This window comes from Paenibacillus sp. BAC0078 (assembly GCF_054483875.1).
In genome coordinates this window covers 44,739-69,354 of record NZ_JBTLRW010000022.1, presented here as the reverse complement: position 1 = coordinate 69,354, position 24,616 = coordinate 44,739, and the positions used below count along the sequence as shown (strand labels likewise).

Sequence of the window (24,616 nt, the reverse complement as noted above, 5' to 3'; positions counted from 1 at the left end):
GCGGAGCAGCGTGGAAAAAACGGCTGAACTAAAGGTATACCCCCAAAAAGTTTAGAACTTTGCGTTGCGGTATTGTCCTGGGCCTACTCCCATTTTCTTTTCGAACTGCTTCAGAAACTGCCCATAGTTGGAATAACCTACCTGCTCGGCGATTTCCGAAATCTTCAATTCATTCTGGCGCAATAGTGCAGCGGCCTCTTCAATCCGCAGGCTATGAAGCTGCTCGTTGAAATGAATCCCGTTCTTCTTGCGGAGCAGCTGCCCGAGATATACCGGATGCAGATAGAAGATTTCTGCCAGCTTTTGTATCGTCAGGCTTTCGCGGTAATGCTTCCCGATATATTGATTGATCTCCCGCACAATTCCGTATGAGTTCTGGTTCTGTTCTTGTACAAGCAGGCCGATTCCGGCTTCGCCGCAGTCCAGCAACCGGTCCATTAACCCGGTTAATGAAGTTATGGTCTGCGGAATTTCAGCAGCGCCAAAGCCGCCCGGCAGGGCCGACCTCCGGCCTCCGCCCTCCTCCGGGATAAGCTCGAAGATCCGGTACATGATATGAATGACCAGCTTTTTCACCACTTCTGGTGCCACAAGCTGCTCGCGGAAGCTTCGGGTAGCCGCAGCTACGGCCTGCCGGAAGCCTGCCAGGTCTAGTGTATTGACAGGTCCCATAATGGCATCCATAAGCCGGATATGATCATAGTGGTAGCTAAATGGTCTGTCCTTAATTTCCTGGTAAGCCAGAAGACCGTAAGGCTCCGTTTGATAAAAGAAATGCATAAGCGCTTCCTTCGCCGTACGGTAGCTGTCCGCCAAGTGAAGCGGGGATGACACAGCGGCTCCAACCGCTATGAGCAGCGGCTTATCCGCATATTTTTGCTGCAAGGGAGCCCGTACAGCCTCCACTGCTTCGGGTTCCCCGGAATACTCTTCCGTGCCATATACGATGGCTAAACTGCTTGCATCCAGGTCTATCAAATACATAGCCATATGACCAGCTGAGAGGGCTGCCGCACTCCCCCTCAGCTCCGCGTACAGCTCCGGCACACTCTGGAGCAAAATAACGTTCCACGAATTCAGTCCCTCCGGCAGCCCCGCCGGAAGCTCCGGCTCTCCCTTGTCCTCCGGTTTATGGTGCATCAGCATCTTCAGCTGCGCTGTCGCCGCCTCCGAGAAAGCGATTTGATCAAGCATCACCTTGCGTCTCTCCTGCTCCAGCTCCTCATGCATTTCCCGCAGCTCTTCGGCAGCTTCCTCCGGAAAAATCGGCTTCAGCAAATAATGATAAATGCCATACCGGATTGCCGTCTGGGCGTATTCGAATTCGCTGTAGCCGCTTAATATGGCGAACCGGACGGTTTCCGGCGATTCCTGCCGCCAGGCGGCAACCATCTCCAGCCCGTTCATCATAGGCATGTTCACATCCGTAATGACCAGATCCGGCTGCAGCCGCTTCATCATTTGCAGCCCCTCCCGGCCATTAGCGCAGGTGCCGCAGATCTCAAAGCCCAGCTCCTCCCAATCAATCCATAGCAGCAAGCCCTCAAGGCTGCTTGGCTCATCATCAATCAAAAGCACTTTATATTTCATAATCCTTCCTCACCTTCTAGCGGGTTCAGCCTCTCCAGCAGCCGGAGCGGGATGCCAATGGATACCACCGTTCCCTGGTCCGGCGCACTGATGATCTCAAAACGGACCTGATCCTCGTAATACAGCTCCAGCCTGCGGTAGACGTTGCGCAGCCCGATATTCGCTCCCGAGGAATCCTCATTCCGAATGGCATAGAGCAATTCCTTGAGCCTGCCGGCTTCAATCCCTTTGCCGTTGTCGGAGATGGTAATCTGCAGCCGCTTCTCCTCCACGGTAGTCTTCACCGTGATTATGCCGAGCCCTTCTATCGTCTGCAGCCCATGCTTGCAGGAATTCTCCACCAGCGGCTGCATGCTCAGCTTCGGAATCTTGTATTTGCGCGACTGCTCGTCAATCTCAAAGACATAGTCGAACTTGTCCCTGAACCTGAATTTCTCAATCTTCAGATACATCTCGATAAAGATGATCTCCTCATCCAGCAACACCAGATCCTCTTTCCAGCTAAGAAGCCTGCGGAGCAGTTTGGACAAGCTTTTCACAATATCCGTCACGTCGGAGTAGTTGTTCTTGGTGCAGACGACCAGAATAGCATTGAGGGTGTTGAACAGAAAATGGGGGTTCATCTGGCTCTGCAGGAAATTCAGCTCGGCTCTGACCCGCTCCATTTCCAGATTTTTTTTCTGAATCTCCAGCTTGTACACATCGTTGATGAGTGAATTGATCCGGGTAGTCATCCGGTTGAAGTTATGGATCAGGCCGCCGATTTCATCCCGTCCCTCGTCGATGAGGATCAGCTCGAACTTCTCATTCGTGACCTTCTGCATATGTCTAGCCAGCCGTTTGACCCGGTAGTTGTAGGATCTCAGCATCACATAAATAAAGCCGCTGGTCAGAAGGGTAATTGTCGTCGCCAAAAAAGCGGCATACAGCCGCATGTCCAGCACTGCCTGGGTAATCCGCTCGCCCTGGGTTATCCCGACAAGCTTCCAGCCCTTCAAATAGCTGGCCGTACCTACTGACACGACACGAACATCCTGCTGCCCAGCATCCATCTGCTTGAAAAGCGGATAGGGGTCTTGGGTCACCCGCTGGTAGCCGCTGTCCGCCGACATCACAATCTGATTCTGATCATTGACCAGATAGAGACTTAGATAATCTTTTTCACGGACAATGACGTCATAGATTTCGCTAAGGTCCAGATCAATCCGCAGCAGCTTCTCGTATTTATTGTATGCGCTGTATTTATCCATTGTCTCAAGCACGCTGAGGGTGGGAATTGAAGAGGTGCTGCCGTTCTCGCTTGTTCTGTAAGCGGTAACAATTAACTTGCCATTCGAAGACTTGAGCTGTCTGTACCAGTCACTGTTCCAAACCTGCTCATTCATGACATGATAGTTGCCCCCGGATACGATAGTCTGGTTCTTCGTGAATACACTGATCCGCTCAATCTGATTGTTCACCGGCATATAGCTGTTCATCCGGTCACGCAGCTGTTCATCAAAGGCACTGTAAAAATCAATAGAATCCTTATAATTCCGGTCCAGCATTTCATACAGGTTCTTATCTGCGGCCAGCGTATAGCTGACGGCAACTCCACCCTCGATATAGTCATGGATATCCTTCCGTGCTCTCTCCAGTGAAATTTCCAGGTTCTGCTGCTCTCTTGATTTGATCAGATCGGTAATCCGGCCCAGAAACACAAGATTAATAATCATAATGGGCAGCAGCACACCTACGAAGTAGATCAGGAAAAATTTATAGTTCAGCGGAATGTCATTGACGAAACGGGCGAATCTGAATCTCTTTTTCTCCATGGCGCGCACCGGCTTTCTTATATCTGCTTTTTCCTATCCGCATGCTTATAGACAGAGGGCGGAACCCCCACGATCCCCTTGAATTTATCAATAAAATAGTCCGTATTCGAAAATCCGACCTGCTGCGCAATATCCGATATTTTTAGCTGCGTCCGCTTCAGAAGGCCTTTGGCGGCTTCAATCCGTTTCTCATTTACGTATTCGCTGAAGCTGCGCCCCGTCTCCTTGCGGAACAGCTGTCCCAGGTAGGTGGAATTTATATGGAAGTGCCTTGCCAGGTCCTGGAGCTGCAGCTTGCCCCGAAACTCAAGGTCCACGTATTGTATAACGTTATACATCGTGTTCCCTTCATTCGCCCGCTTCAATTCCGCCAGATAGCCTGCGGTCTCCATACACAGCTTGTGGACATAATGGCTCAGCAGAAAATAATCCCCCAGCCCGCCTAAATTCCCATGCTCCATCTGCAGCTTGCCCATGATCCGGTCAGGATCGCCATTCATCTCTTTAACCTGCCGGCACAGGGTCATTTCCAGATGGGCAACCTCGGCCTGAACCTCTTCAACCGTCAACAGCTCCCCGGCAAACCCAGCGAAGGCATCCCTGACGCATGACAGCAGATCTGCCGTATCACCGGCTTTGACCTTCTGTAGCAGCTCTTTGAAGCTGTCCTCATGAATCTCCCGCTCATTCTTGAGCTTTTTCAGGTCACTGTAATAAAAGATTCTGCTCTTCTCTCTCCGGTACTTCAGCTTCCACACCTCAAGGGTCTGCAAATAGAGCTCCCGGATGGAGCCGATCCCTGTCAGCCTGTCACTAACAACCACGGCGACAGGCTCCGGCTGCCGCTCCGCAAGCTCCCGTTGCAGCAGAATGGCGGCTGCTTCCAGACTTTCGGGTGTGAGCGAAGCAGACTGGACAAGCAGGCCGTATCGTCCTTCATTATCCTGAAAGGCACAGCTTAGCTCCCACGGAAAGCCCTCGCTCATCTTCAACTCTGTATCGAACCCGGAGGAAGCGGCAGGGATAAGGATGCATACCAGTTCAGTATCCGGCTGCAGCTTCAGCAGATGATGCGCCAAATGCCTTAGCTCTTTGTTGTCTTCACCTTGAATGAACCTTCCCAGCAGATGACTGCAAATTGAGGCCTGTCTTATGCGGCTCTCGTTCTCGGAAGCGATTTCATTTTGAATCAAACTGCCGAGCCTGCTTAGCAGTGTCCCGATTTCCGCATCATCAATCGGCTTCAGCAGATATTGCTCCACCCGTTGACGCAGCGCTGTCTTGGCATATTGAAAGTCATCATAGCCGCTGAGAATTACAAAACGCGGGGGCTTCGCCATGACTTCATTCAGCCTGGTGATCAGCTCCAGGCCATTAATGGCCGGAATATTGATATCCGTCAGAACCAGATCCGGCCGCTGCTCCTGAATCAATCTCAGTGCATCCGGCCCGTTAAGGGCCTCCCCGCATACCTCGAAGCCGTATCTCTCCCAGTCCACCATTGTTCTCAGCCCTTCAAGCACCAACGGCTCATCATCAACAATGATTACTTTTAGCATAAACCCTGCTCCCTTTCCCATATTATAGAAGTCAGCAAAATAATATAAATTATGCTAGCACACTTGGATAATGATGTGAAACATAACTTGTAACAGAAAATCACGTTAGATAACATGACATCATCATTTACATTTTGGTTTTTTTCTCTATAATTCTTTATATAACTGATCGTTTAATTCTTCTGTTCCGGGATTCGACCGTGACCGCGGGGAATGTTTGTATATCCAGTTATAAGGGAAGTGGGATGCATGTCGGTGGCCGGGCTTCTGTCATCCAATGAGTTCAAGAAACGCTTGTCCCGCTGTTATAACGAAGTGCACAAGGAATTGTATGGCGTAGGAGTGACACAGCTCAAGATTGAAGCTGCCAGCGAAGCCATGATCATGTTCCTGGTCAAGCATCAGCGGGTAACTGCTCTGCGGGCGCTGGAGGAGCATTATCCCGAGCTTAAGCAGTCCGTCGATGCCGCGCTCCACCAGGAGTTTAAGCAGCGGATACAGAGGAAGCTCACCGAAGAGCTGGGCCTGACGGTCACAGGGGTGCTGCGGGATTATGATCCCGGAACCAACTGGGCCTGTACGATTGTAATTAGTGAAGCCGGTTCAGGGCAATGATGCAGGATTTATCTTGCTGACCTCCTGCTGACCTGGCAAAAAATAAGGCTTGCCTGATTTCTGTTCACAGACTGAAGGAAGCCGTTGATTAGAGAAGGTCTCTATTTCAGCGGCTTCTTTTTTTGTTTTTTCAGCGCAAAATCCACCCTAAAGGAGCATAAATTATGAAAATTATTGTCGCCGTTACAGGAGCCAGCGGGGCGATCTACGCCTATTCACTGATCCGCAGCCTGCACCAGCTAGGGATCGAAACCTATGTCATAGCGACCAGCGCCGGGGAAAATGTGTTGAAATACGAGTGCGGCGTCCAGATGCAGGAAATCGCCGAATATGCCACCGTGCTGCACAATAACGACCTGTTCGCTCCAGTAGCAAGCGGATCGTTCAAGACGGACGGCATGGTGATCATCCCTTGCTCGATGAATACACTCGGCGCCATTGCGAACGGCATGGGCGACACGCTGCTCAGCCGCGCGGCCAGCGTCATGCTCAAGGAGAAGCGCAGGCTGATCATTGTGCCGCGCGAGACGCCGCTGCATCTGATCCATCTGGAGAATATGCTGCGCGTTGCCCGCGCTGGGGCGGATATCATGCCCGCGTCCCCGGGCTTCTACAATCATCCGAAGGAAATCTGGGAGCTGGTGAATTTCATGAACGCCCGCAGCCTCGACGCGCTCGGCATTGATCATCAGCTAATGAAGCGGTGGGGCGAAGCTTAGCGGGGGTGATATGAGCGGGAGCGCCAATGTCCAAGAACAAATTGACTGGCGGTGCTTACACAACGGCATTTTTGCCGTTGTTACTAAGCAAACTGACCGTTCGCGCTTCAACAACAGCATTTCCGGCTGTTACTAAGCAAACTGACCGTTTGCGCTTCAACAACGGCATTTCTGCTGTTGTTTCTGAACAAGTTCATTATTTCCTCAATAAATGAAAATTGTAATTTCCTAAACAGGTGAAAAAGGGAAGACCGCAGCCTGCTCACATGGCTGGGGTCTTCCCTTTTAGTGCCAAAGCTGTATAACTTAATCGGCTTCGCTTCGTGCTATCATTTCCGGACTTCAAGCTCCGCGCGAAGCTTCAGGAACACTTGATAGCTCCGCTCCGCAACCTCCGATATCGCAATCGGGTGGAAGCCGGGCAGGTCGGCATACAGCGTATCGTTCAGCGGGGCCGTCCATTTGTCCGGCAGCCGCGCGGCTCCCAGCTTCGCTCCCATGATGGAGCCAACCGTAGCGCCGTTGCAATCCGTGTCCATTCCCGCGTATACCGAAGCCACTACCGCCTTCTCAAAATCATCGCCCCCATACACCAGCGAGGCGGCGACAATAGCAGCATTGTTGTTCGCATGTACGGGATCGTAATGGCTGAACCGGTCCCACAGCCTGCTGACCAGTTCCCGTTCGCTGCCTGCCTTCTGCGCGATTTCGATCCCCTGCAGGACATCGCTGGCCAGCCTGCTCGTCTGCGGAATCTCGCTCAGCCCGATTTCCACAATACGCTCATTGTCCAGCCCGGCGAACGCGGCGGAAATCATTGCGGCATTGAACATTTCGCCGTAAATTCCGTTCTTCACATGCGAAAAGGATGCATCCCGAAAGCCCAGCTCCGCCGCCAGCTCGGGATATCCGGCCGCTCCATAGGCCAGCCCGTCCGCGCGGATAGCCGCCCCGATCCATTCCCGGTACGGATTGAGGTGCATCCGCACCCGCTCCTGCCGCAGCGGCCAATCCTCCGGCTTGTCTCCATGCAAATGGGAGGTTTCCTGGGCGAAATTCATATAGGCCTGCGTTTCCGCTGTGCATACCTGGCTGTAGGTCAGATGGCCGTGCCATAGCTTGCCGATATCCCATGAATCCCAGTCCAGCCCCTTCTGCTCCAACAGCAGCAGGCTTAAGACGGTATAACGGATATCATCGTCGCTCTCCATATATGAGATTTTCTCCCGAGTGCTTGTAAACGACCAGTCGCTTAAGCGAAGGCCATATTCCTTCTCCGCCCGCGAGTGCTCCGGGGTATAGCCAGTGATCGGCCAGGCATCCGCGCCGCGGAACCACAGCTCAATATTCTCCCAGCCCGGACGCCCGTCCTTGCCGTACAGATAATCCCAATATTCCAGCGGCTTGCCAAGTGCACAGCCAACGCTTCTACCCAGCCAGGCTCCGTAGAATCTGTCCCTCCACTGCTCCGGGGTCCACTCCACCGCAAGCCTGCGCGGCCCGTCCGGGCGCAGCTTCCGTATCGCTGCGAGGTCCGACGGCTCCTGATACGGGAAGTCCTCTGCCACGTTCAGCGCCATCAGCTCACGGTAAACTTCCATAAGCTTGCTTTCATCGCTTCCAGCGGCAGTCAGCTTTTCTGACAGGCTGCCAGTCCGGCAGCCCTCCTCCCCGCGCTGCAGCAGCTCCAGCCGCACCGTCTCCTGCAGACGTTCCCAGCCCGCCATCCGCTATTTCTCTCCCGCCGCAAGCCCATGCTCACGGTCGAGTCTGTCCAGCGAATCAAACAGCAGCTTGATGAAGGCTTCGCGGTCCACTCCCATCAGCACCTGCGCATTTGCGGCACGGTCCGGCTTCTTGCGCCGGTCGGCAACGGTCATGCCCCGGGTCAGCTTGCCTTCGGTCTCTACCGTAACGTATAGCTGCTCCGATTCGAACAGCTCAGGGTGCAGTAACCAGGCGATAGCACACGGATCATGCAGCGCATTGCCGATATAGCCCATTTTTTTGCCATAGATCGAATAGAAATCCAGCAGCTCGCCGACCATTACGGACACGGGTCCCCGGGTTTTCAGCTCCAGAATCTCCTCTTCAAAAATTGCCGCCTTATCCGTCACATCCAGCCCGCTCATCACAATCGGAATCCCGGATTCGAAAACAATGCGCGCCGCTTCGGGGTCTACATAAATATTGAACTCCGCTGTTGACGTTACATTTCCGTAAGCCAGTCCGCCGCCCATCAGGGAAATCTTCTCGATTTTGTCCTTCACTTCGGGATAAGCCGTAATGAGCAGGGCGATGTTCGTGAGCGGGGCTGTCGGTACCAGCGTAATTTTCTCTTCCGATGACCGGATGATCTCCAGCATGAATTCTACCGCTCCCTGGTCCACCGGCTTGAATTTGCTGGCCGGAAGCACCGGGCCGTCCATGCCGGATTCACCATGCGCCTCCTCCCCCGTTACCAGCTTGCCCAGCAGCGGCGCCGCCGCACCTTTGGCTACAGGAATGTCGGCATTCACAAAGCTCAGCACTTTGAGCGCATTGTCGGTGATTTTATCAAGAATCTGGTTGCCGCCAACCGTGGTGATTCCCCGGATCTCCAGCTGCTCAGGATGAGCCAGCGCAAGCAGTATGGCAATCGCGTCATCATGCCCCGGATCGCAGTCAATAATGATAGGTGTTGGCATCGTTGTCTCTCCCTTGTCGTTTATCGTGAAAAATATAGTTCGAAATGAAGCGGCTGCTCCAATTGTGGCTGTTCGTAGCTGCGGGGAATGTTTGGACTTCCGGCCGCTGTTATGCCCCAATTTCCTGATTTGAAACGCTGTTCGCGGTTGAAATTGGGTCATAAAGGCGGACGCTACCGCTCCTACAGTTCCAAACTTCCCCTCCGCCACTCAACCATGCTTGTCTTTTTCATAATTTCTTTTTATACAGAGTGAACCTGGCAGGTCCCCCCTATTTCGCAGTAGTCTTAAGCTTCTTGTTCTTCTTCCGCGATTCGGATACCGCGTAAATAATCAGACCGATCACCGTCGCCACATAAGGAAGCGTACCGATCAGCTCGGCTGGAATCTTCAGCACCTGAAGCGCATTGGCGAGCGCGTCGGCGGCTCCGAAGAGGAGTGAGGTCAGCGCAGTTCCAATCGTCGTGCTCCGGCCCATGGATTCGGCGGCAATCGCGATCCAGCCCCGGCCGGCAACCATATCGCGGGTGAACAGCGACAGATAGCCCATCGACATATAAGCGCCGCCCAGACTGGCGAAGAATCCGCTGAGCAGGAGCGCAGTATACTGGATTTTGATCACACTAACCCCGACCGACTGGGCTGCATGCGGGTTCTCGCCTACCGAACGGATGCGCAGACCCAGCGGTGTACGGTTCAACAGATAATAGACCACCAGCACAGACAGAATGGAGAAGTAGGTCAGAATATGATGTCCCGACAAAATCGGCCCCAGCACCGGAATGTCCTTCAACAGCGGAATGTCCACACTCGGCAGCACCTTGCTGGCCAGAGTGGTAGACGAACCTTTATCCCCGCTGAGCAGATACAGAATGAACACCGTACCACCCGATGCGAACATATTGATCGCCACACCGCCAAGAATAATATGGGTCTTGAACTTCAAGGTGAAAAAAGCCAGCAGCCCCGCAATCAGCGTACCGAGCAGCACCGCGCCCAGCAGTCCGACCCATGCGCTATGTGTATAGGCACTGACAATTACTCCGGCCAAAGCCGAAACCAGCATGATTCCTTCCATCCCGATGTTGATGATGCCGGCGCGGTTCGAGATCAATGCCCCCAGCGCAGCGAACAGAATCGGTGTCGTTACACGAAGCACGGAGAAAGCAAAATCCGTCGTCAAAATAACATTCAACAGACTGTTCATGCTTCTTTCGCCTCCTTCAGCAGCATCCGGTTCTTCCAGAACTTAAGGAATTGCTCTGCAGAGATCAGCAGAATAATAACGGCCTGGATGATCGAGATCATCTCGGACGGCACATCGGACAGCCGCGCCATCAGGTCGGCCCCGATCCGAATGTAGGCCAGGAACAGCGCCGACGCAATGACGGACAGCGGATTATTTTTGGCCAGCATCGCCACCAGCGCTCCATCCAGGCCGTAGCCCGGCAGCGAGGTCCACTGAAACCGGCTGTACATCCCGAGCACCTCCACCGATCCGCCCATTCCGGCAATGAATCCGGCGATCAGATGGACCAGAATAATCACCTTTGCCGTCTTCATGCCCGAGTAGCGGGCGAAGTCCCGGTTCACCCCGGTCATCCGCAGCTCATAACCCCATTTGGTTTTGTAGAGAAACAGATGGGCCAGCACAATCAGCACGAGCACAATGATAAGTCCGGTATGAATCCGTGTGCCTGTAAAAAGCTTGCTGAGCTGCGCAGTCTTCTCGAATTTGAAAGAGACGTTGGCGAAGGCCTTGGCATCCCGCAAATGGTAATTCAGCAAGTACAGTCCAATGCCAAAAAGAATGTTGTTGAACATTAGTGAAGTTACCAGCTCGTTGGCGTTCCATTTGGCTTTGAGAATTCCGGGAATCGCCGACAGCAGCGCCCCCACTACGGAGCCTGCGGCAATCGCCACAAGCGGATGCAGCCAGCCGTTCAGACTGAGATGAATCGCCAGCACAGAAGCCACGACCCCGGAGAAATAAAAGATTCCTTCCGCCCCCAGATTGAACATATTCGCCCGGAACAAGAGCGATACGGCCAGTCCTGTGAACATCAGCGGAATCGCCATTTCAATGACGTTGCCGATATGCCCCTTCGTAGATAAAGGCTCCAGCAGAAAAATACCGATCGTCTTCACAGGCTGATCGCTGACCAGCGAAATGATCAGAAAAGCGATAATCAGCGCGATCACAATGACCGCCGCCGTCCGGATAGCCTCGAAATATTTGACTTTAAACATGGTTAACGGCCCTCCCGGTCTGCTCTTTGTCCTGACGGTGGATGCCCAGCATATACAGTCCCAATTCCTCTTCGCTTACCTCGGAAGGCTTGTCGAAATAAGCGACGATTTGTCCTTCGTACATCACAAGCAGAGTGTCGCTCAGCTCCAGAATTTCATTCAAATCCGCTGAGACCAGCACAATTGCACAGTTGTTTGAGCGCAGCTCCAGCAGCTTCTGATGAATGAATTGCGCAGCTCCGATGTCCACGCCCCGGGTCGGCTGCTCGGCAATGAGCAACTTCGGATTGGTGGAGCATTCTCTGGCGACGACTACCTTTTGCATATTGCCCCCGGACAGCATGCCAATCGGCTGCTGCGGCCCGGAACAGCGCACCTTGAATTCTTCGACCAGCGAAGCGGCCAGGGCGGCGATTTTGGAACCTTTGAAAAAAGGCCCTTTGTTCAGCTCCTTCGAACGATACTGCGTAGAGATCAGGTTGTCCGCAATGCTGGCGTCACCAGCCGCCCCTTGGCGCATCCGGTCCTCAGGAATATAGGATACCCCCAGGCTGCGGATGCCCAGAATATCCGACTCCCGGATATCCGTACCTCTGACACTCACCGCCCCGCTGGCGGTTACACCGTGAAGCCCTCCGGTCAGCGCCTCGATTAGCTGGGTCTGCCCATTTCCCTCCACTCCGGCAATCCCGACAATCTGGCCTGCCCGGACGGAGAAGCTGATCTCCGACAAGAGAGCTTTTCCCTGACTGTCCGTAACACCCAAATGGTCCACCGTGAGAATGGGCTCACCCTGCGGAGTGTTATCCTTATCGTATTTCAGCACAACATCGCGCCCGACCATCAGCCGTGAGATTTCCTGCTCGGTCACTTCACTGGTCTGAAAGACGCCCTCGCTTTTGCCGCCGCGCATAATGGTAATCCGGTCGCAGATTGCTTTGACTTCCTTCAGCTTGTGTGAGATGAACACGATGGTATGCCCTTGCTGCTTAAGCTGCTTCAGCTCATGGAACAGCTCCTCTGTTTCCTGCGGAGTCAGCACCGCCGTCGGCTCATCGAGGATAAGGATTTTCGCTCCGCGCACCAGCGCCTTCAGAATCTCCACCTTCTGCTTCATGCCGACTGTCAGATCCTCGACCTTTGCTTTGGCATTGACCGCGAGATTGTATTTGCGCGCCGTTTCTTCCGTCAGACGCACCGCTTCACTATAATCGAAGCCGATCGCTTTGCGCGGCTCCATGCCGAGCACCATATTTTCAGCCACGGTAAAAGAAGGCACCAGCATAAAATGCTGATGGACCATGCCGATGCCGCGGTCAATGGCGTCCTGTGGGGACTGCAGCTTTACTTTTTCTCCACGGATATAAATCTCGCCGTCGCTTGGCTCTTCCATTCCAAACATGATCTTCATCAGAGTCGATTTACCGGCCCCGTTCTCTCCGGCAATCGCATGGATTTCGCCCTCGGTGAGGGTAAATTCAACGTCCTTGTTCGCAACGACGCCGTTTGGGTATACTTTCGTGATTCCCCGCATTTCCAGCAGAGCATTTGGCATGGGTCATCAACGCCTTTCAACATAGGTGATCTGCAAAAATAGACAGTTGGAACCCTTCGTGCAAGGAAGAGATTCCAACTGCGTGAGCTGTTTTATTAATGATTGTTCTTAAGGTTTAACCGCATTACGGATCGCTTCAATTTCGGATGTTTCCATTCCCATCGCATTGTCGACCTTAATTTCCTTGCTGATCAGCTTCTGCTTCACTTCTTCTACCTTAGCCTGCAGGTCCGCCGGGAATACGCCTTTGTAAATGTCATTCTCAGCGATGCCTACACCGTCCTCCACAAAGCCCAGCACATCACGTTTGCCCATTTGCAGCGTGCCTTCCTGCAGCTTTTTCACTGCTCCGAGAATGGCCATGTCGATTTTTTTGATGGCGGAAGTAACGATCAGATTGGCTTTTTCACTATCCGTGTCCTTCAGCAGCATTGCCTGGTCAGAATCGACGCCGATGGCGTATTTCTTCTTCTCCTTGGCTGCATCAAAGATTCCAAGCCCTGTACCGCCTGCTACGTTGAAAATCACATCCACGCCCGAGTTATACTGGATCAGCGACAGCTCCTTGCCCTTGGCCGGATTCACGAAATCGCCCGCGTAGGATACCGCCACCTTCACATCAGGATCAACATATTGCGCTCCCTGAATGTAGCCGACGAGGAACGCATTAATGCCGGGGATATCCATCCCGCCTAGGAATCCAATAACGTTGTCCTTGTTAGCGTTCGGCATGTTGGACTTAGTGGCAAGCGCCGCTACAGCTCCGGCCAAAAAAGAAACTTCATTGGTTGCGTAGGACATGTTGTACATATTTGCTGGTGCTTCTTCGATGTCAGTGTCGTAGTTGATGAATTTTTTATCCGGATTTGCTTCAGCAGTTGCATTGAACATTTCCGTAATTTCCGATCCGCCCGAGATGACCACATCCCAATCCTCAGCGGCGATATCATTGAAGGTAGGCTCCCATTTCGTCTTGTCGGTACCCATTTCCACCACTTTGGTTTCCGCGCCAAGCTCGTCCTTCACCTTTTGCAAACCGCTGTTGGCTGCATCAAAAAACGACTTGTCTCCCAGTGTCCCCGGAATCAGCAGTACAACCTTCAGCTTGTCCCCTGCGGCAGCTCCTTCGCCTTTCGTATTTGTTCCCGCATTCGTTCCTGCATTTGTTCCTGCATTCGCAGCATTTCCATTGCCTGACGAGTTGCTCCCACACGCAGTGACCAGTACCATTACCGCCAGCAACATTAAAGCCAGAACATTCTTTTTCATTTTGTAAGTTCACACCCCTGTTTGAAGTTGATTAACCACTGAGGAAACAGCATAATGCTCCAATTGCACGTTTTGATATATCCTTCTTTATGTGGTGCTTGGGCAAAAGACACTTGAAATATTGAAAATGAGTGAATCAGGTTGAAAACCAAACAATTCATGTTACATTTTGTCGTAAAACCTTGCAATTCCCGAACAAGATGGCCAGTCTGGTTGCGAATCTTCGGTTTTATTGATACGATCATAACAAATCGATCACTAAATATTTATATGCTTTCGGTCAAATTTTTGCATGATTCGGCTAAATGATGAGAAATGGAGGGGCATCATGGATCGTGTCCTATATATTGTAAATGCAGAGCATGAAGCGAATACGTATATTCCCCCGCATCAGCATGAGTGTTTCGAGCTTGTGTATTACATTCACGGCCATGGGACCACGAGCATCGGAAACCGCAGCTTCCACTTCCGGCCCTTCACCTTCGCGCTGATTCCGCCCAATTTCAAGCATGACGAGAATCATCAGCCCAGACCGGAGGTTCTGTTCGTCGGCTTCAACTGCGGCAATCCGATTATCAATACCCTGTACGGCGTGTATGACGATGATAAGGAACACACCGTACTGCAAACCCTGCAGCGGATGAATGCAGAGTTCAAGCGCAAGCGCGACGGGTTCGCCGAATTGCTGAATTTGCAGATGAGCGAGATCACCGTATTTCTGCAGCGTCTGCTTGGCGCGTCGGATTTTCACTCCCCGGCAGAGGACCAGATGCAGTACATGCTGAATTATATGAATGAGCATTACCGCCACAAGCTTTCGGTCGCATCGCTGGCAGAAATGTCCGGCTACAGCTATGACCGGTTCCGGCATTTATTCAAGGAAAGATTTGGACACTCACCGCACCGTTATCTTTTACTGAAACGCCTGGATTATGCCAAGTCCCTGCTATTGCATAACCAAATGCATATTTCCGAGGTGTCTTCGGCTGCAGGCTTCGTGAACGATGCTCAATTCTGCAATATTTTCAAAAGAGAGGTTGGAGTATCTCCGCGCACCTTCCGCATCAGCAGCAAGAAGAAAAGTGAAGTGAATTAATGTAACATTGATTATTTACTTTTCGCAGGTTTTCACTATAATGGAACTTAAGCTTACGCGATTATGACTTGTACCGGCTGGCTTCCCCCATATTTGCGGGATTTATCTTGCAGTTGGGAATATGGCTGAACCCGGTTTATAGTGCAGATTATTCTTGCAACATCAACGGCTTCATCTCGATTGCATCCTGATAAGCCGCCTCAACATAAGGTTTGCCCCATTTCTGTTTACAGAATGAAGGAAGCCGCGATTTAGAGAAGAGACTCTCTATTTCTGCGGCTTCTTTTTTTGCTTTTTTTAGGAGTGATCGAAGTTAATGACTAGCTGGAGGTGTCTTGTACTATGGCTTTTATGAACATACGCGGGCTGCTTGCGCATTGGGAGCAGACCGGCAAGCTGCTGCATATCCGCAGGGAGGTTGACCCGCGGTTTGAGCTTGGGGCAGTGATCAAAGCGGTCAAGGGAGCACATCCGCTGGTGTTCCAGAAGGTCAAGGGCTATGACATGCCGATGGCTGCCGGTCTTGGCGGCTCCAAGGAGCTGATGGCCGAGAGCATGGAGATACAGCCTGCGGAGCTGCTGCCCCGGCTGATCGAGGCCGTGGTCCAACCGCTGCCGACGCGCAGCCGGGAGCAGGCTCCGGTGCACGACAACGTGCTCACCGGCAGGTTCAACCTGCGGGAGCTGTTCCCGGTGTGCACCTACAATGCACTGGACAGCGGAGCCTATTATGTCTCCGGCGTCATGGTTGTTAAAGGCGCGGATGGGCATAAGCGTTACACCTCCATCCGGCGCATGCAACTGCTGGAAGGCAACCGCACCAGCATTCTGATCTCCTCCCCTGAGCTGTTCCAGCAGTTCAGGGAATTCGAGGAGCGCGGTGAGCCGATGGAGGCGGCATTTATGTTCGGCATTGTGCCGGCGGTGGTGCTGGCCTCCCAGATCAGCACCCATCTGTTCCATGTCGACAAGCTGGAGGTCGCCTCAGCTCTGCTCGGCCAGCCGCTGGAGGTGGTCCGCTGCAAGACGGTCGACCTGGAGGTGCTGGCGGAAGCCGAGGTCGTATTCGAGGGCCGGATTCTCCCCCGCATCCGCGAGCCGGAAGGCCCGTTCGGCGAGCTGGGCGGCTACTACGGGCCGCGCACGGAGCAGCCGGTGGTCGAGTTCTCCGCTGTCACCTACCGGAACAGCCCAATCTGGCAGACCATCCTCCCGGCCAGCTATGAGGAGAAGCTGCCCATGGCGATCTCCCGGGAGATCGCCCTCCTCGGCTCCATCCGCCAGGTGGTTCCCGGCGTGCAGGATGTGCATATCAGCATGGGCGGCGTCGGCCGCTATCATGCGGTGATCCGCATCCGCAAGGTGAACGAAGGCGACGGCAAAACCGCCCTGCTCGCCGCCTTCGCCAGCGACAAGGACCTGAAGCATGTCGTCGTGGTCGACGAGGACGTCAATCTGCTTGACCCGCTCGATGTCGAGTGGGCCATCGCCACCCGGGTGCAGGCGGACCTGGACACGTTCATCGTCACAGGCGCGAAAGGCTCCCCGCTGGAGCCTTCGCACAACCTGCGGGGAGTCTCGGCCAAGATGGGCATCGACGCCACCTTCCCGCTGGCCGAAGCTGAGCATTACCGCCGCACTCACATCCCCGGCCAGGATGAGATTGAGCTGGCCATGTATTTGTAAGGGAAATAATCAAGGCGGGCCGGGCTAGATGCAATTTGCAGCTCCAGCGGTGATTGTAGAATGTGCAATAGATGAAGCAAATTTCAGCCCAAAATCTCATTCTATTGTAGTTCCTGCAATAGATTATTCGAGAAATGCCCTTTAAGGGCCAATTTCCCAGATTCAATTGTACAAAATGCAATTGAACTCTGATTCGACTAGCTACGAAGATTATCTAGTGTACGAAATACAGCAGATTGGCGGACGGCCATCAGGTATTATGCCGGTTGCTTGGATTATCCGGGCAAATGTAAGCCGATGAAACCTTGTTACTCAGAGCAAGTGTCGATGCGTACGATTTCCGCTTTTCTCCGGCAAAACCCAGCTTATGCTTTCGATGCCGGCTTTGCGCAGCAAAGCTTATAAGGAGGTGGATCATGCAAGCTATCGGATTAATTGAGACCCGGGGACTGACCCCGGCGCTGGAGGCGCTGGACGCCATGTGCAAGGCCGCAAATGTGAAGCTGGTCAGCTTCAATCGGGTAGGCTCCGGCCTGGTGGCCGTAATTGTCGAAGGCGATGTTGCCGCTGTGCAAGCAGCCGTGGGGGCTGGGGCTGCATCATACGGGCGAACGGGCGGCGAGCTTTTGGCTTCAAATGTCATCCCGCGGCCGCATCATGATTTAGCCAAAATTCTTTTTTAGCCTCGCTGCCAAACGGGAGCCACCACCTAAGTAAAGCTCATACCCTCAGGCGGTAACGGTTTTCCGCCCTGCGCCTCTTCATTATAGGTCAGGACCATAAACCCGCTATTCGCTGCAATAGACCAAATCCCAGCTTCTCTCTGACCCAAATATAATGTTACTCAAAACCTTGAGGGGGTGATGATCATGTCCGATTTCATGAAAAATATTGTCACCGAGGTGCTGCTGAGAAACCACCACCCGGCAGCTTCCGGGACTGCGTCCACTCAGGCTAAATCAAGCCTTACCGCTTCATCCAGCGTTTCCGCTGCTTCCAGCATTTACGCCGCTTCCAGCGTTCCCAGCGCTCCGGGAACTGTCCGAAGCTATGACACAACTGGCGCCCCCACTCTTTCCACGGCTGGCGGAACTGTCCACGCCTGTACAGCGAACAGCAAAGCAGATTGCCCGTATACGTGCTTACAGCCGGGAAATTGCAGCAAACCGTCCGGGGAGATCAAACGAATTAATTACCAGAAGGAAAAAGCGGATAAACGGCTGGGGCTGATCACCCGCGCTGCCGGGGGCGGACAGCTTCAGAACAGACAGTTTCAAAACAGACAGTTTGCCGAACAGTGTCTGTCTCCTCTGCTGCTGCGTACCCTGCCGGTTAAGCCCTCCCCGCCCCGGATCGCTGGGGAGAACTCCCGCGCGGCCTCCGCTTATTCGGAGCTTCCTGCCTTATGGGCCCCCGGCTCGCAGGAGCCCTGCCGCCTCCCCACTCCTGGAGAAATGGAGAGCTGGCTGTTCCCCGAGATTAGCAGCAGGCTGCGCCCGCTGCTTGGCATATCCGGCCGCAATTATAGCTCGGCGGGGATTTTGCTTGCCCCGGCCTGCCATCCGGGACAGCTCTTCGCCGCTGAGGAGCTGCTCTCTGCAGATCCAGGACTGGAGGCTGATGTCCGCTGGAGCCCTGCCGGAAGCGGATTCGAGCTTATGCTGTTCAGCAGTGACGCCGGTGGAATAACTCGCCATCTGACAGAAATGGCGAAACGGCTGCACAGCGGAGCCGCGCGGCCTGTCCAAGTATACGTCAGCCCAAATCCCGGTCCCCTGCTGCGACGGCATTTGGGCGCAGGGCTGCAGGAAGCTATAGCCGTGATTGACGCCGGTTCCCGCTGGAGCAGCATCGGGACTGCGGAGCAGCTGCTGTACGGCCAGCCCGATGCTGGCCTGAGCCTCCGCGCGGAGCTTAGCTGCTGTATTATAAGCGGGACCCCGGCCGGGATAACTGCTCTAGAGCCTGCTTTGAACAGCTTAATGGTTGAACAGCGGCCATAGGCCACTGATGCAGATCAATAGAAGGGGAGGCCGTAGATATGCAAGCATTGGGATTGATTGAGACACTTGGATACACTACCGCCGTTTCTGCTGCGGATGCGGCCCTGAAAGCGGCAGATGTGCAGCTAGTGGCGGTCGAAAAAATTATTGGCGTCGGCGGTTCACTTGGAGTAACCATTCATCTGAGCGGAGATGTCGCTGCCGTCAGCGCTTCGGTGGAGGCGGGCCAAGCAGAAGCGCAGCGTGTCGGGAAAGTGATTTCCGCCCACGTCATCGCCAAGGCCCACGAGGATGTCAGCAGCAAAATACTGACGAAATTCCTTCTTGCTCCGCTAGAACACAACATTGTTGCGACCGATTCTAAGGAACCCGCCGACAAGAAGCTGCCGGATGAACCGGAATAAAATCCGCCGTACCTCCTGCACAGTAGAAGCGTCAACCAAGTTAGAACGGTCAATAAGCTATTAATCTGCTTGGGCAACCAAGCGCTGGAATCTTTTCTGGCCTTTGGTCATACCTCATACCTTCGCAGTTCGTAACTCTTAATTTAGCAGCGCTTAACTCTTAACTCTGAACTCTTAACTCTTAACACGTAGCTCTTAGCTCTCAGCTCTTAACACGTAACCCTTAACCCTTAGCACGTAACTCACAAGCTTCTAACTCTTAACTCGCTTAAGTACACCCAATAATTTCATGGAGGTTTTTATAATGGGAGAATCACTCGGATTGATTGAAACCAAAGGTCTGGTAGGCGCGATTGAAGCTGCGGATGCAATGGTCAAGGCAGCGAACGTGGAAATTTGCGGGTATGAAAAAATCGGCTTCGGTCTCGTTACCGTCATGGTCCGCGGAGACGTAGGCGCCGTGAAAGCCGCTACCGATGCGGGAGCCGCTGCCGCCAAACGGGTCGGAGAACTGGTGTCCGTCCATGTTATTCCACGTCCGCACAGCGAAGTCGAACGGGCCTTGCTGTCCAAAGGCATTGAATAAGCGCTCCAATGGACAGCCGGCGTAGCGCGGTTGCAGCCAATGCCCTGCTGGGGTTGTCTTACCGGTCACGAGCGGCGGCGCTGCAGGAGGACTATCCCCGGGTTCTGGTGCTGCTGGCCGGACATTTTATCGACATGGAGGAAGGTTTTGCGGCGGTACACAGCCTAAGTAGCGAAAAGGTTCGGCTACGATTATGGGCGGAGGAGCAATTCCTTGCTGCAATAAGCGCCAGGGAGCTGGCCAGCCGCACCGGGGTGGATGATCTGGTCATCCCCACCTCCTCCCCATGCTCTCCGGGAACTACGGATGCCGATGCCCTGTTTATTCCAGTGCTGTCGCTGTCCTTGCTCTCCCGGCTAACCCGGCTCGATACCGGCCATCCCTTCGTGAATCTGATCGTAGCATCGCTATGTGCCGGTAAACCGGTCGCAGCTTTGGCGCTTGGCGCGGAGCCGGAGCATTACCGCTGGGGCGAGCAGGGACTAGCGCAGGCCTCCCCTCTGCTCAAAGCCGAGATGCACGCTATGCTCAGCAAAATCGAGGGCTACGGCATCAAGCTCCTTGAGCCGGATCAGGTGTGCAAGTGGCTGTCCGGTGCGTCCGGCAGCAAAGCAGCGGCGCACAAAAAGCAGGTTCTGACCGCAGAGGACATCTACGCCGCAAACAAGCTGCGCAGAACCTCCATCGCGCTGAACGGGCCTGCGGTAGTCACACCGCTTGCTGCGGATACCGCCAGACAGTACGGAATAGATCTGCTATTCCAATAAGACGCATTCAAATCAAAGAGGTGACATTCACATGAAGCTGGGACTCATTACCGGGCACGTCGTCGCGACGAGAAAGGATGAGAATCTCGTCGGCGCCAAGCTGCTGATTATACAGCCGATTCTTCCGGCCGGCACCCCCGCCGGGCAGCCGGTTATTGCCGTCGATACAGTTGGCGCGGGCATCGGGGAGACGGTCATTTACGTTATCGGCAGCGTGGCGTCAAGAGCGACACAGCATCCGAATGCCCCCATCGACGCCGCAATTGTGGGTATTGTGGACAGTGTGGATTGTCCCGGAGCAGGAGGTTTGTAGCATATGCTGACTACAGAGATTAAAGATGCGATCCAGCGGCGGCGGATGATTGATGTCCTGCTGTCCGATCATCTTCACGCCGACCTTGTGCTGAAAGGCGGCTACATTATCAACGTGATCACCCGGGAGATCTATCCCGGCGATGTTGCAATCAAAGGCGACCGTATCCTGCTTGTGGGCAAAGCCGACAAGCTGATCGGTCCTGCCACCGTCACCAGGGATATGAGCGGGAAGTTTATCAGTCCGGGGTTCATTGATTCGCATATGCATTTTGAGAGCGCGATGCTGACCGTTACGGAATTCTCCAAGCTGTCCATTCCTACAGGCACAACAACCTTGATCGCTGATCCGCATGAAATCGGCAATGTGCTGGGTGTCCCCGGCATGAAGGCAATGATTGAAGAAGCCAAAACCTTGCCGAACCGCGTCCTGTTCACCGTCCCCTGTCTCACGCCAGATGTGCCTGGCCTGGAGACCGCCGGCGCCGACATCGGCTCCAAGGATATGCAGGTGCTGCTAAGCGATGATTATGTGCAGGGAATCGGTGAGCTGCAGGGATTCAGCAATGTTCATCCCGTGTACCGCAATGCGCCTTATCTCATTGATGATCTGCTCGCTTCCGTCTCTTACGCCAAGTCCATCGGCAAAAGCATTGAGGGCAACGCCCCCGGCCTGTCCGGCCCGGAGCTTGCCGCCCACATCATCTGCGGCGGCGGCCATGTCTCCTGCCATGAGACGACGACCAAGGAAGAAATGATGGAGAAGCTGCGCTACGGCGTCAGTGTCTTCTTGCGCGAAGGCTCCTCGCAGCGGAATATGGCTGAATGCATCCGGGCGATTACCGAGGAGGGCATGGATTCCCGGCGGGCTATCCTGGTGTCCGATGATATGGTGCCCGAGGATCTGCTGAAGCACGGACACATGAACGATATTGTGCGCCGGACTATTGCCGTGGGCATTGACCCGGTTGAGGCGATCCAAATGGTGACGATCAATCCGGCCACCCATTTTGGCTTCGAGGATATCGGTCTACTGGCTCCAGGGGCCAAAGCCGACATTGCCGTTATCAGCAATCTAGCGCAAATGACGATTGCTGAGGTGTACATCAGCGGAGTCAAGGTCGCCCAGAATGGCGAGCTTACCCGTGAGATTCCCTCCTACAAGTATCCCGACTCCGTCAAAAAATCCGTCAAACGCAAGCCCGTCAAGCTGGAAGAGCTGCAGTTGTCCTCCGGCGGCGCACACGGCAGCGTGCAGGTGCGTGCCATCGAGGTGATTCCCGATCAGAACCTGACCGGGGCCGGCATCTACACTGCCGCCGTCAAGGACGGGGTTGTGCAGCCCTCTGTCGAAGAGGATCTGCTGCCCTTGCTCGTTGTCGAGCGGCATGGCCGCAGCGGCAAGATCGGCAAGACCTTTGTGCGCGGCATGAAGCTGAAGGCCGGGGCCATTGCCGAGAGCGTAGCGCATGATACCCATAACATCATCGTTACCGGCACCAATTACGCCGATATGGTGACGGCAGTCAACCGCGTCATCGCGATGGACGGCGGAATTGCCATGATCGAAGGCGGCAAGGTGGTCGGCGATCTGCCCCTGCGCATCGGCGGGCTGATGACCGACGAGCTGACCGGCAAGGAAATGAGCGCCAGAATTACCGAGCTGCACCGGCTGGCCCGCGAGGAGCTGGGCTGCACGCTGCATGTGCCGTTCATGCACCTGTCCTTCCTCTCGCTCGTCACCAGCCCGGCGTGGAAAATCACCGACGTCGGCCTGATCGACGCCGATGCCTTCACCGTGCTGCCGCCGCTGGCTTAAGGGCTTGCACGTACGGCTTTGACAGCCAATATTCCCGCTAACGGCAGCGCCTGCCGGAGCAGCGGGACGCTTTTGACTCTCACACATAAGGAGGTGTCTTTCATGGGAATTCAAGTCATTGACCTCTCTCAGGAAATTTATCAGGGAATGCCGGTATTCCCGCCCCATCAGAAAACGATGATCTTTCCCAACATGAGCCATGAGGAGAGCCGCCAGAAGCTGGGCTTCGAGTTCGCCACGAACAATCTGCTCATCAATGAGCATGGTCCCACCCATAGCGACGCCATCTACGAATATGATCCGCAAGGCCCGGCCATCGACGAGATGCCGCTGGAGTATTTTTACGGACCGGCCGTCTGCCTTGACGTCTCTCATATTTCGCCTGACAGCTATATTACCCGCCATGACCTGGAGGAAGCGCTGCACAGAGGGTATCTTCATCTCGACAAAGGCGACATCGTGCTGCTCTATACCGGACACTATAGCCGCACCTACGGCACGGATGAATGGCTGACCCGCTACACCGGGCTGGACTACGAGGCGGCCAAGTGGCTCGCGGAACAGGGCATTGTCAACATCGGCATTGATGCCCCTTCCATCGACAATCCGCTGGATACACGGTTTTCCGGTCATCTGGTCTGCCGTGAGTATCGAATGACCAATACAGAAAATCTGTGCAATCTGGATAAAATCGCTCAAAAGCGCTTCCTGTACTTTGGACTCCCGCTCAAAATCCGTAAAGGCACCGGCTCCCCTGTCCGGGCCGTCGCGGTGTTCGTTGACTAAACACTTTAGGCAGGTGAAGATAACATGAGAAGCGGCAATATCGTTGAGGAAATTACGGTCCCTCCCTATGAGGGCAGAAGCCTCCGCGTACGCAAGGGCCAGACTCTCTATATCATTGATGTGGAAGGCAAGCAGGTCGGCGATTTTATCTGCTTCAATGCGGAGGACCCGGGCGAGCATGTCTCGCCGGTGCATATGCGCTCCTCGCTCAGCAGCATCCGGCTGAAGGTCGGCGACGGGCTGTACAGCAACCGCCGGAGACCGCTCATGCAGCTAACGAAGGATACCGTGGGCAAGCATGATTTCTTTTTCCCGGCCTGTGACTATTACCGCTACAAGGTCGATTTCGGACTGGAGGAGCATCCGAACTGCCATGACAATCTGCAGAAGGCGCTGCACAAATACCAGCTCGGCCACCTGGAAATCCCCGATCCCATCAACTGGTTCATGAACAATGCACTTGATGAGAACCTCGATTATGTAATTGAGGAACCGCTCTCGAAGCCCGGAGATTATGTGGCTCTGCTGGCGCTTACCGATGTGATCGTCGCCCTCTCCTCCTGCTCGCAGGATTTAGCCCCCGTCAACGGCTTCAAGGTCACCCCGCTCCAAATGCAGATTGCCGAAGGCTAGCCAAGCCGCGCAGTCATCTGCTTCACTTCCTATGCCGGGACCTTCATAGCGGGAAAATCTCCCTCTATTCTAGGCAGGAGCAGGTGTTTTGAGAAAATTGAGGGAAAACCTCCCCCTATATTTGGCCGGTAGCCCTTTCCGTGGTAGATTGGGCGATTTTACAGGGAGAAATTCCCCTTGACCCGTGGATAATGGTGCTTTCATACAAAGTAGCGGGGCTTTTTCCCTTTATTTTTATCAGGCATTTCAAAGTGAGTTCAGAGTTATGCATGCCGAGGTCGCTCATTGTTCTCTCAGCCGGCGAGAAATCAATTATTCAAATGATCCAGCTTGCCACAGCAGGCTGTACACACCACCCTCCAGCTTCGCCCCGCAGCCATTACTTCCGCGCACATTGTAGCTTTTGTACATAAAAATTAGATTTGTTCACTGCCCCGAACATCATCTTTGTACACTGTTTCCAGCT

Annotated in this window: 23 protein-coding genes; 14 read left to right on the top strand and 9 right to left on the bottom strand. The window is 54.0% G+C overall.

All coding sequences use genetic code 11. The annotated features are described in order from the left end of the window. Positions 1-51: 51 nt before the first annotated feature. From ACX1DY_RS27160 to ACX1DY_RS27150, 3 genes are read right to left on the bottom strand one after another with little or no spacing between them, the layout of a single operon-like run. The gene (locus tag ACX1DY_RS27160; RefSeq protein ID WP_458967291.1) at positions 52-1,590 is read right to left on the bottom strand and encodes a response regulator; all 1,539 of its coding nucleotides are present in this window, start codon (positions 1,588-1,590) and stop codon (positions 52-54) included. Then, positions 1,587-3,404, bottom strand: coding sequence for a sensor histidine kinase (locus tag ACX1DY_RS27155; RefSeq protein WP_458967290.1), 1,818 nt, complete (start codon positions 3,402-3,404; stop codon positions 1,587-1,589). The genes ACX1DY_RS27160 and ACX1DY_RS27155 overlap by 4 nt, the downstream gene beginning before the upstream one ends. Positions 3,405-3,421: 17 nt before the next feature. Beyond that, positions 3,422-4,963, bottom strand: a complete 1,542-nt coding sequence (locus tag ACX1DY_RS27150; protein WP_458967289.1) for a response regulator — start codon at positions 4,961-4,963, stop codon at positions 3,422-3,424. 249 nt (positions 4,964-5,212) lie between these two features. Here ACX1DY_RS27150 and ACX1DY_RS27145 point away from each other — a divergent pair, with 249 nt between their 5' ends. The 3 genes from ACX1DY_RS27145 (at position 5,213) to ACX1DY_RS27135 (ending at position 6,512) form a co-directional block, all read left to right on the top strand. Continuing rightward, positions 5,213-5,578, top strand: coding sequence for a DUF2294 domain-containing protein (locus tag ACX1DY_RS27145; protein WP_458967288.1), 366 nt, complete (start codon positions 5,213-5,215; stop codon positions 5,576-5,578). 164 nt (positions 5,579-5,742) lie between these two features. Then, positions 5,743-6,297, top strand: a complete 555-nt coding sequence (locus ACX1DY_RS27140; protein WP_458967287.1) for a UbiX family flavin prenyltransferase — start codon at positions 5,743-5,745, stop codon at positions 6,295-6,297. Positions 6,298-6,323: 26 nt separating this feature from the next. After that, positions 6,324-6,512, top strand: a complete 189-nt coding sequence (locus ACX1DY_RS27135; protein WP_458967286.1) for a hypothetical protein — start codon at positions 6,324-6,326, stop codon at positions 6,510-6,512. Between the two features lie 114 nt (positions 6,513-6,626). On the opposite strand, the gene ACX1DY_RS27130 is transcribed toward ACX1DY_RS27135, so the two are convergent. From ACX1DY_RS27130 to ACX1DY_RS27105, 6 genes are all read right to left on the bottom strand, one after another. Next, positions 6,627-8,024, bottom strand: a complete 1,398-nt coding sequence (locus ACX1DY_RS27130) for an ADP-ribosylglycohydrolase family protein (RefSeq protein ID WP_458967285.1) — start codon at positions 8,022-8,024, stop codon at positions 6,627-6,629. Between the two features lie 3 nt (positions 8,025-8,027). Beyond that, positions 8,028-8,984: a nucleoside hydrolase gene (locus ACX1DY_RS27125; RefSeq protein ID WP_458967284.1), complete on the bottom strand. Its 957-nt coding sequence runs from the start codon at positions 8,982-8,984 to the stop codon at positions 8,028-8,030. Positions 8,985-9,255: 271 nt separating this feature from the next. Further along, a complete protein-coding gene (locus ACX1DY_RS27120; protein ID WP_458967283.1) occupies positions 9,256-10,191 on the bottom strand; it encodes an ABC transporter permease in 936 nt (311 codons plus the stop codon). Continuing rightward, on the bottom strand, positions 10,188-11,234 hold the full coding sequence (locus ACX1DY_RS27115) for an ABC transporter permease (RefSeq protein ID WP_458967282.1): 1,047 nt from the start codon (positions 11,232-11,234) through the stop codon (positions 10,188-10,190). The genes ACX1DY_RS27120 and ACX1DY_RS27115 overlap by 4 nt, the downstream gene beginning before the upstream one ends. Then, positions 11,227-12,789: an ABC transporter ATP-binding protein gene (locus tag ACX1DY_RS27110; RefSeq protein ID WP_458967281.1), complete on the bottom strand. Its 1,563-nt coding sequence runs from the start codon at positions 12,787-12,789 to the stop codon at positions 11,227-11,229. Before ACX1DY_RS27110 ends, ACX1DY_RS27115 begins: the two co-directional genes overlap by 8 nt. 108 nt (positions 12,790-12,897) lie before the next feature. After that, positions 12,898-14,058 carry a BMP family ABC transporter substrate-binding protein gene (locus ACX1DY_RS27105; protein WP_458967280.1) on the bottom strand — a complete coding sequence of 387 codons (1,161 nt, stop codon included), beginning with the start codon at positions 14,056-14,058 and terminating at the stop codon, positions 12,898-12,900. A gap of 328 nt (positions 14,059-14,386) precedes the next feature. Between ACX1DY_RS27105 and ACX1DY_RS27100 the strand changes: the two genes are divergently transcribed. The 11 genes from ACX1DY_RS27100 (at position 14,387) to ACX1DY_RS27050 (ending at position 24,150) form a co-directional block, all read left to right on the top strand. Beyond that, positions 14,387-15,154, top strand: coding sequence for a helix-turn-helix domain-containing protein (locus tag ACX1DY_RS27100; RefSeq protein ID WP_458967279.1), 768 nt, complete (start codon positions 14,387-14,389; stop codon positions 15,152-15,154). A gap of 330 nt (positions 15,155-15,484) precedes the next feature. Beyond that, positions 15,485-16,840, top strand: coding sequence for a UbiD family decarboxylase (locus ACX1DY_RS27095; protein WP_458967278.1), 1,356 nt, complete (start codon positions 15,485-15,487; stop codon positions 16,838-16,840). Positions 16,841-17,256: 416 nt separating this feature from the next. Continuing rightward, positions 17,257-17,523, top strand: coding sequence for a BMC domain-containing protein (locus ACX1DY_RS27090; protein ID WP_458967277.1), 267 nt, complete (start codon positions 17,257-17,259; stop codon positions 17,521-17,523). A 186-nt stretch (positions 17,524-17,709) separates the two neighbouring features. Further along, positions 17,710-18,843 (top strand): hypothetical protein, encoded by a 1,134-nt coding sequence (locus tag ACX1DY_RS27085; RefSeq protein WP_458967276.1) that lies wholly within the window; start codon positions 17,710-17,712, stop codon positions 18,841-18,843. Positions 18,844-18,881: 38 nt separating this feature from the next. Beyond that, positions 18,882-19,247 carry a BMC domain-containing protein gene (locus ACX1DY_RS27080; RefSeq protein WP_458967275.1) on the top strand — a complete coding sequence of 122 codons (366 nt, stop codon included), beginning with the start codon at positions 18,882-18,884 and terminating at the stop codon, positions 19,245-19,247. Positions 19,248-19,551: 304 nt separating this feature from the next. Next, a complete protein-coding gene (locus tag ACX1DY_RS27075) occupies positions 19,552-19,833 on the top strand; it encodes a BMC domain-containing protein (RefSeq protein ID WP_019908484.1) in 282 nt (93 codons plus the stop codon). Between the two features lie 8 nt (positions 19,834-19,841). After that, positions 19,842-20,600, top strand: coding sequence for a hypothetical protein (locus ACX1DY_RS27070; protein ID WP_458967274.1), 759 nt, complete (start codon positions 19,842-19,844; stop codon positions 20,598-20,600). A 31-nt stretch (positions 20,601-20,631) separates the two neighbouring features. Further along, positions 20,632-20,913 carry a EutN/CcmL family microcompartment protein gene (locus ACX1DY_RS27065; RefSeq protein ID WP_458967273.1) on the top strand — a complete coding sequence of 94 codons (282 nt, stop codon included), beginning with the start codon at positions 20,632-20,634 and terminating at the stop codon, positions 20,911-20,913. Between the two features lie 3 nt (positions 20,914-20,916). Continuing rightward, complete coding sequence (locus tag ACX1DY_RS27060; RefSeq protein WP_458967272.1) at positions 20,917-22,731, top strand: adenine deaminase; 1,815 nt, start codon at positions 20,917-20,919, stop codon at positions 22,729-22,731. Positions 22,732-22,833: 102 nt separating this feature from the next. Continuing rightward, on the top strand, positions 22,834-23,517 hold the full coding sequence (locus tag ACX1DY_RS27055) for a cyclase family protein (RefSeq protein ID WP_458967271.1): 684 nt from the start codon (positions 22,834-22,836) through the stop codon (positions 23,515-23,517). A gap of 24 nt (positions 23,518-23,541) precedes the next feature. Continuing rightward, complete coding sequence (locus ACX1DY_RS27050) at positions 23,542-24,150, top strand: DUF1989 domain-containing protein (RefSeq protein WP_458967270.1); 609 nt, start codon at positions 23,542-23,544, stop codon at positions 24,148-24,150. The last annotated feature ends 466 nt before the right edge of the window (positions 24,151-24,616 follow it).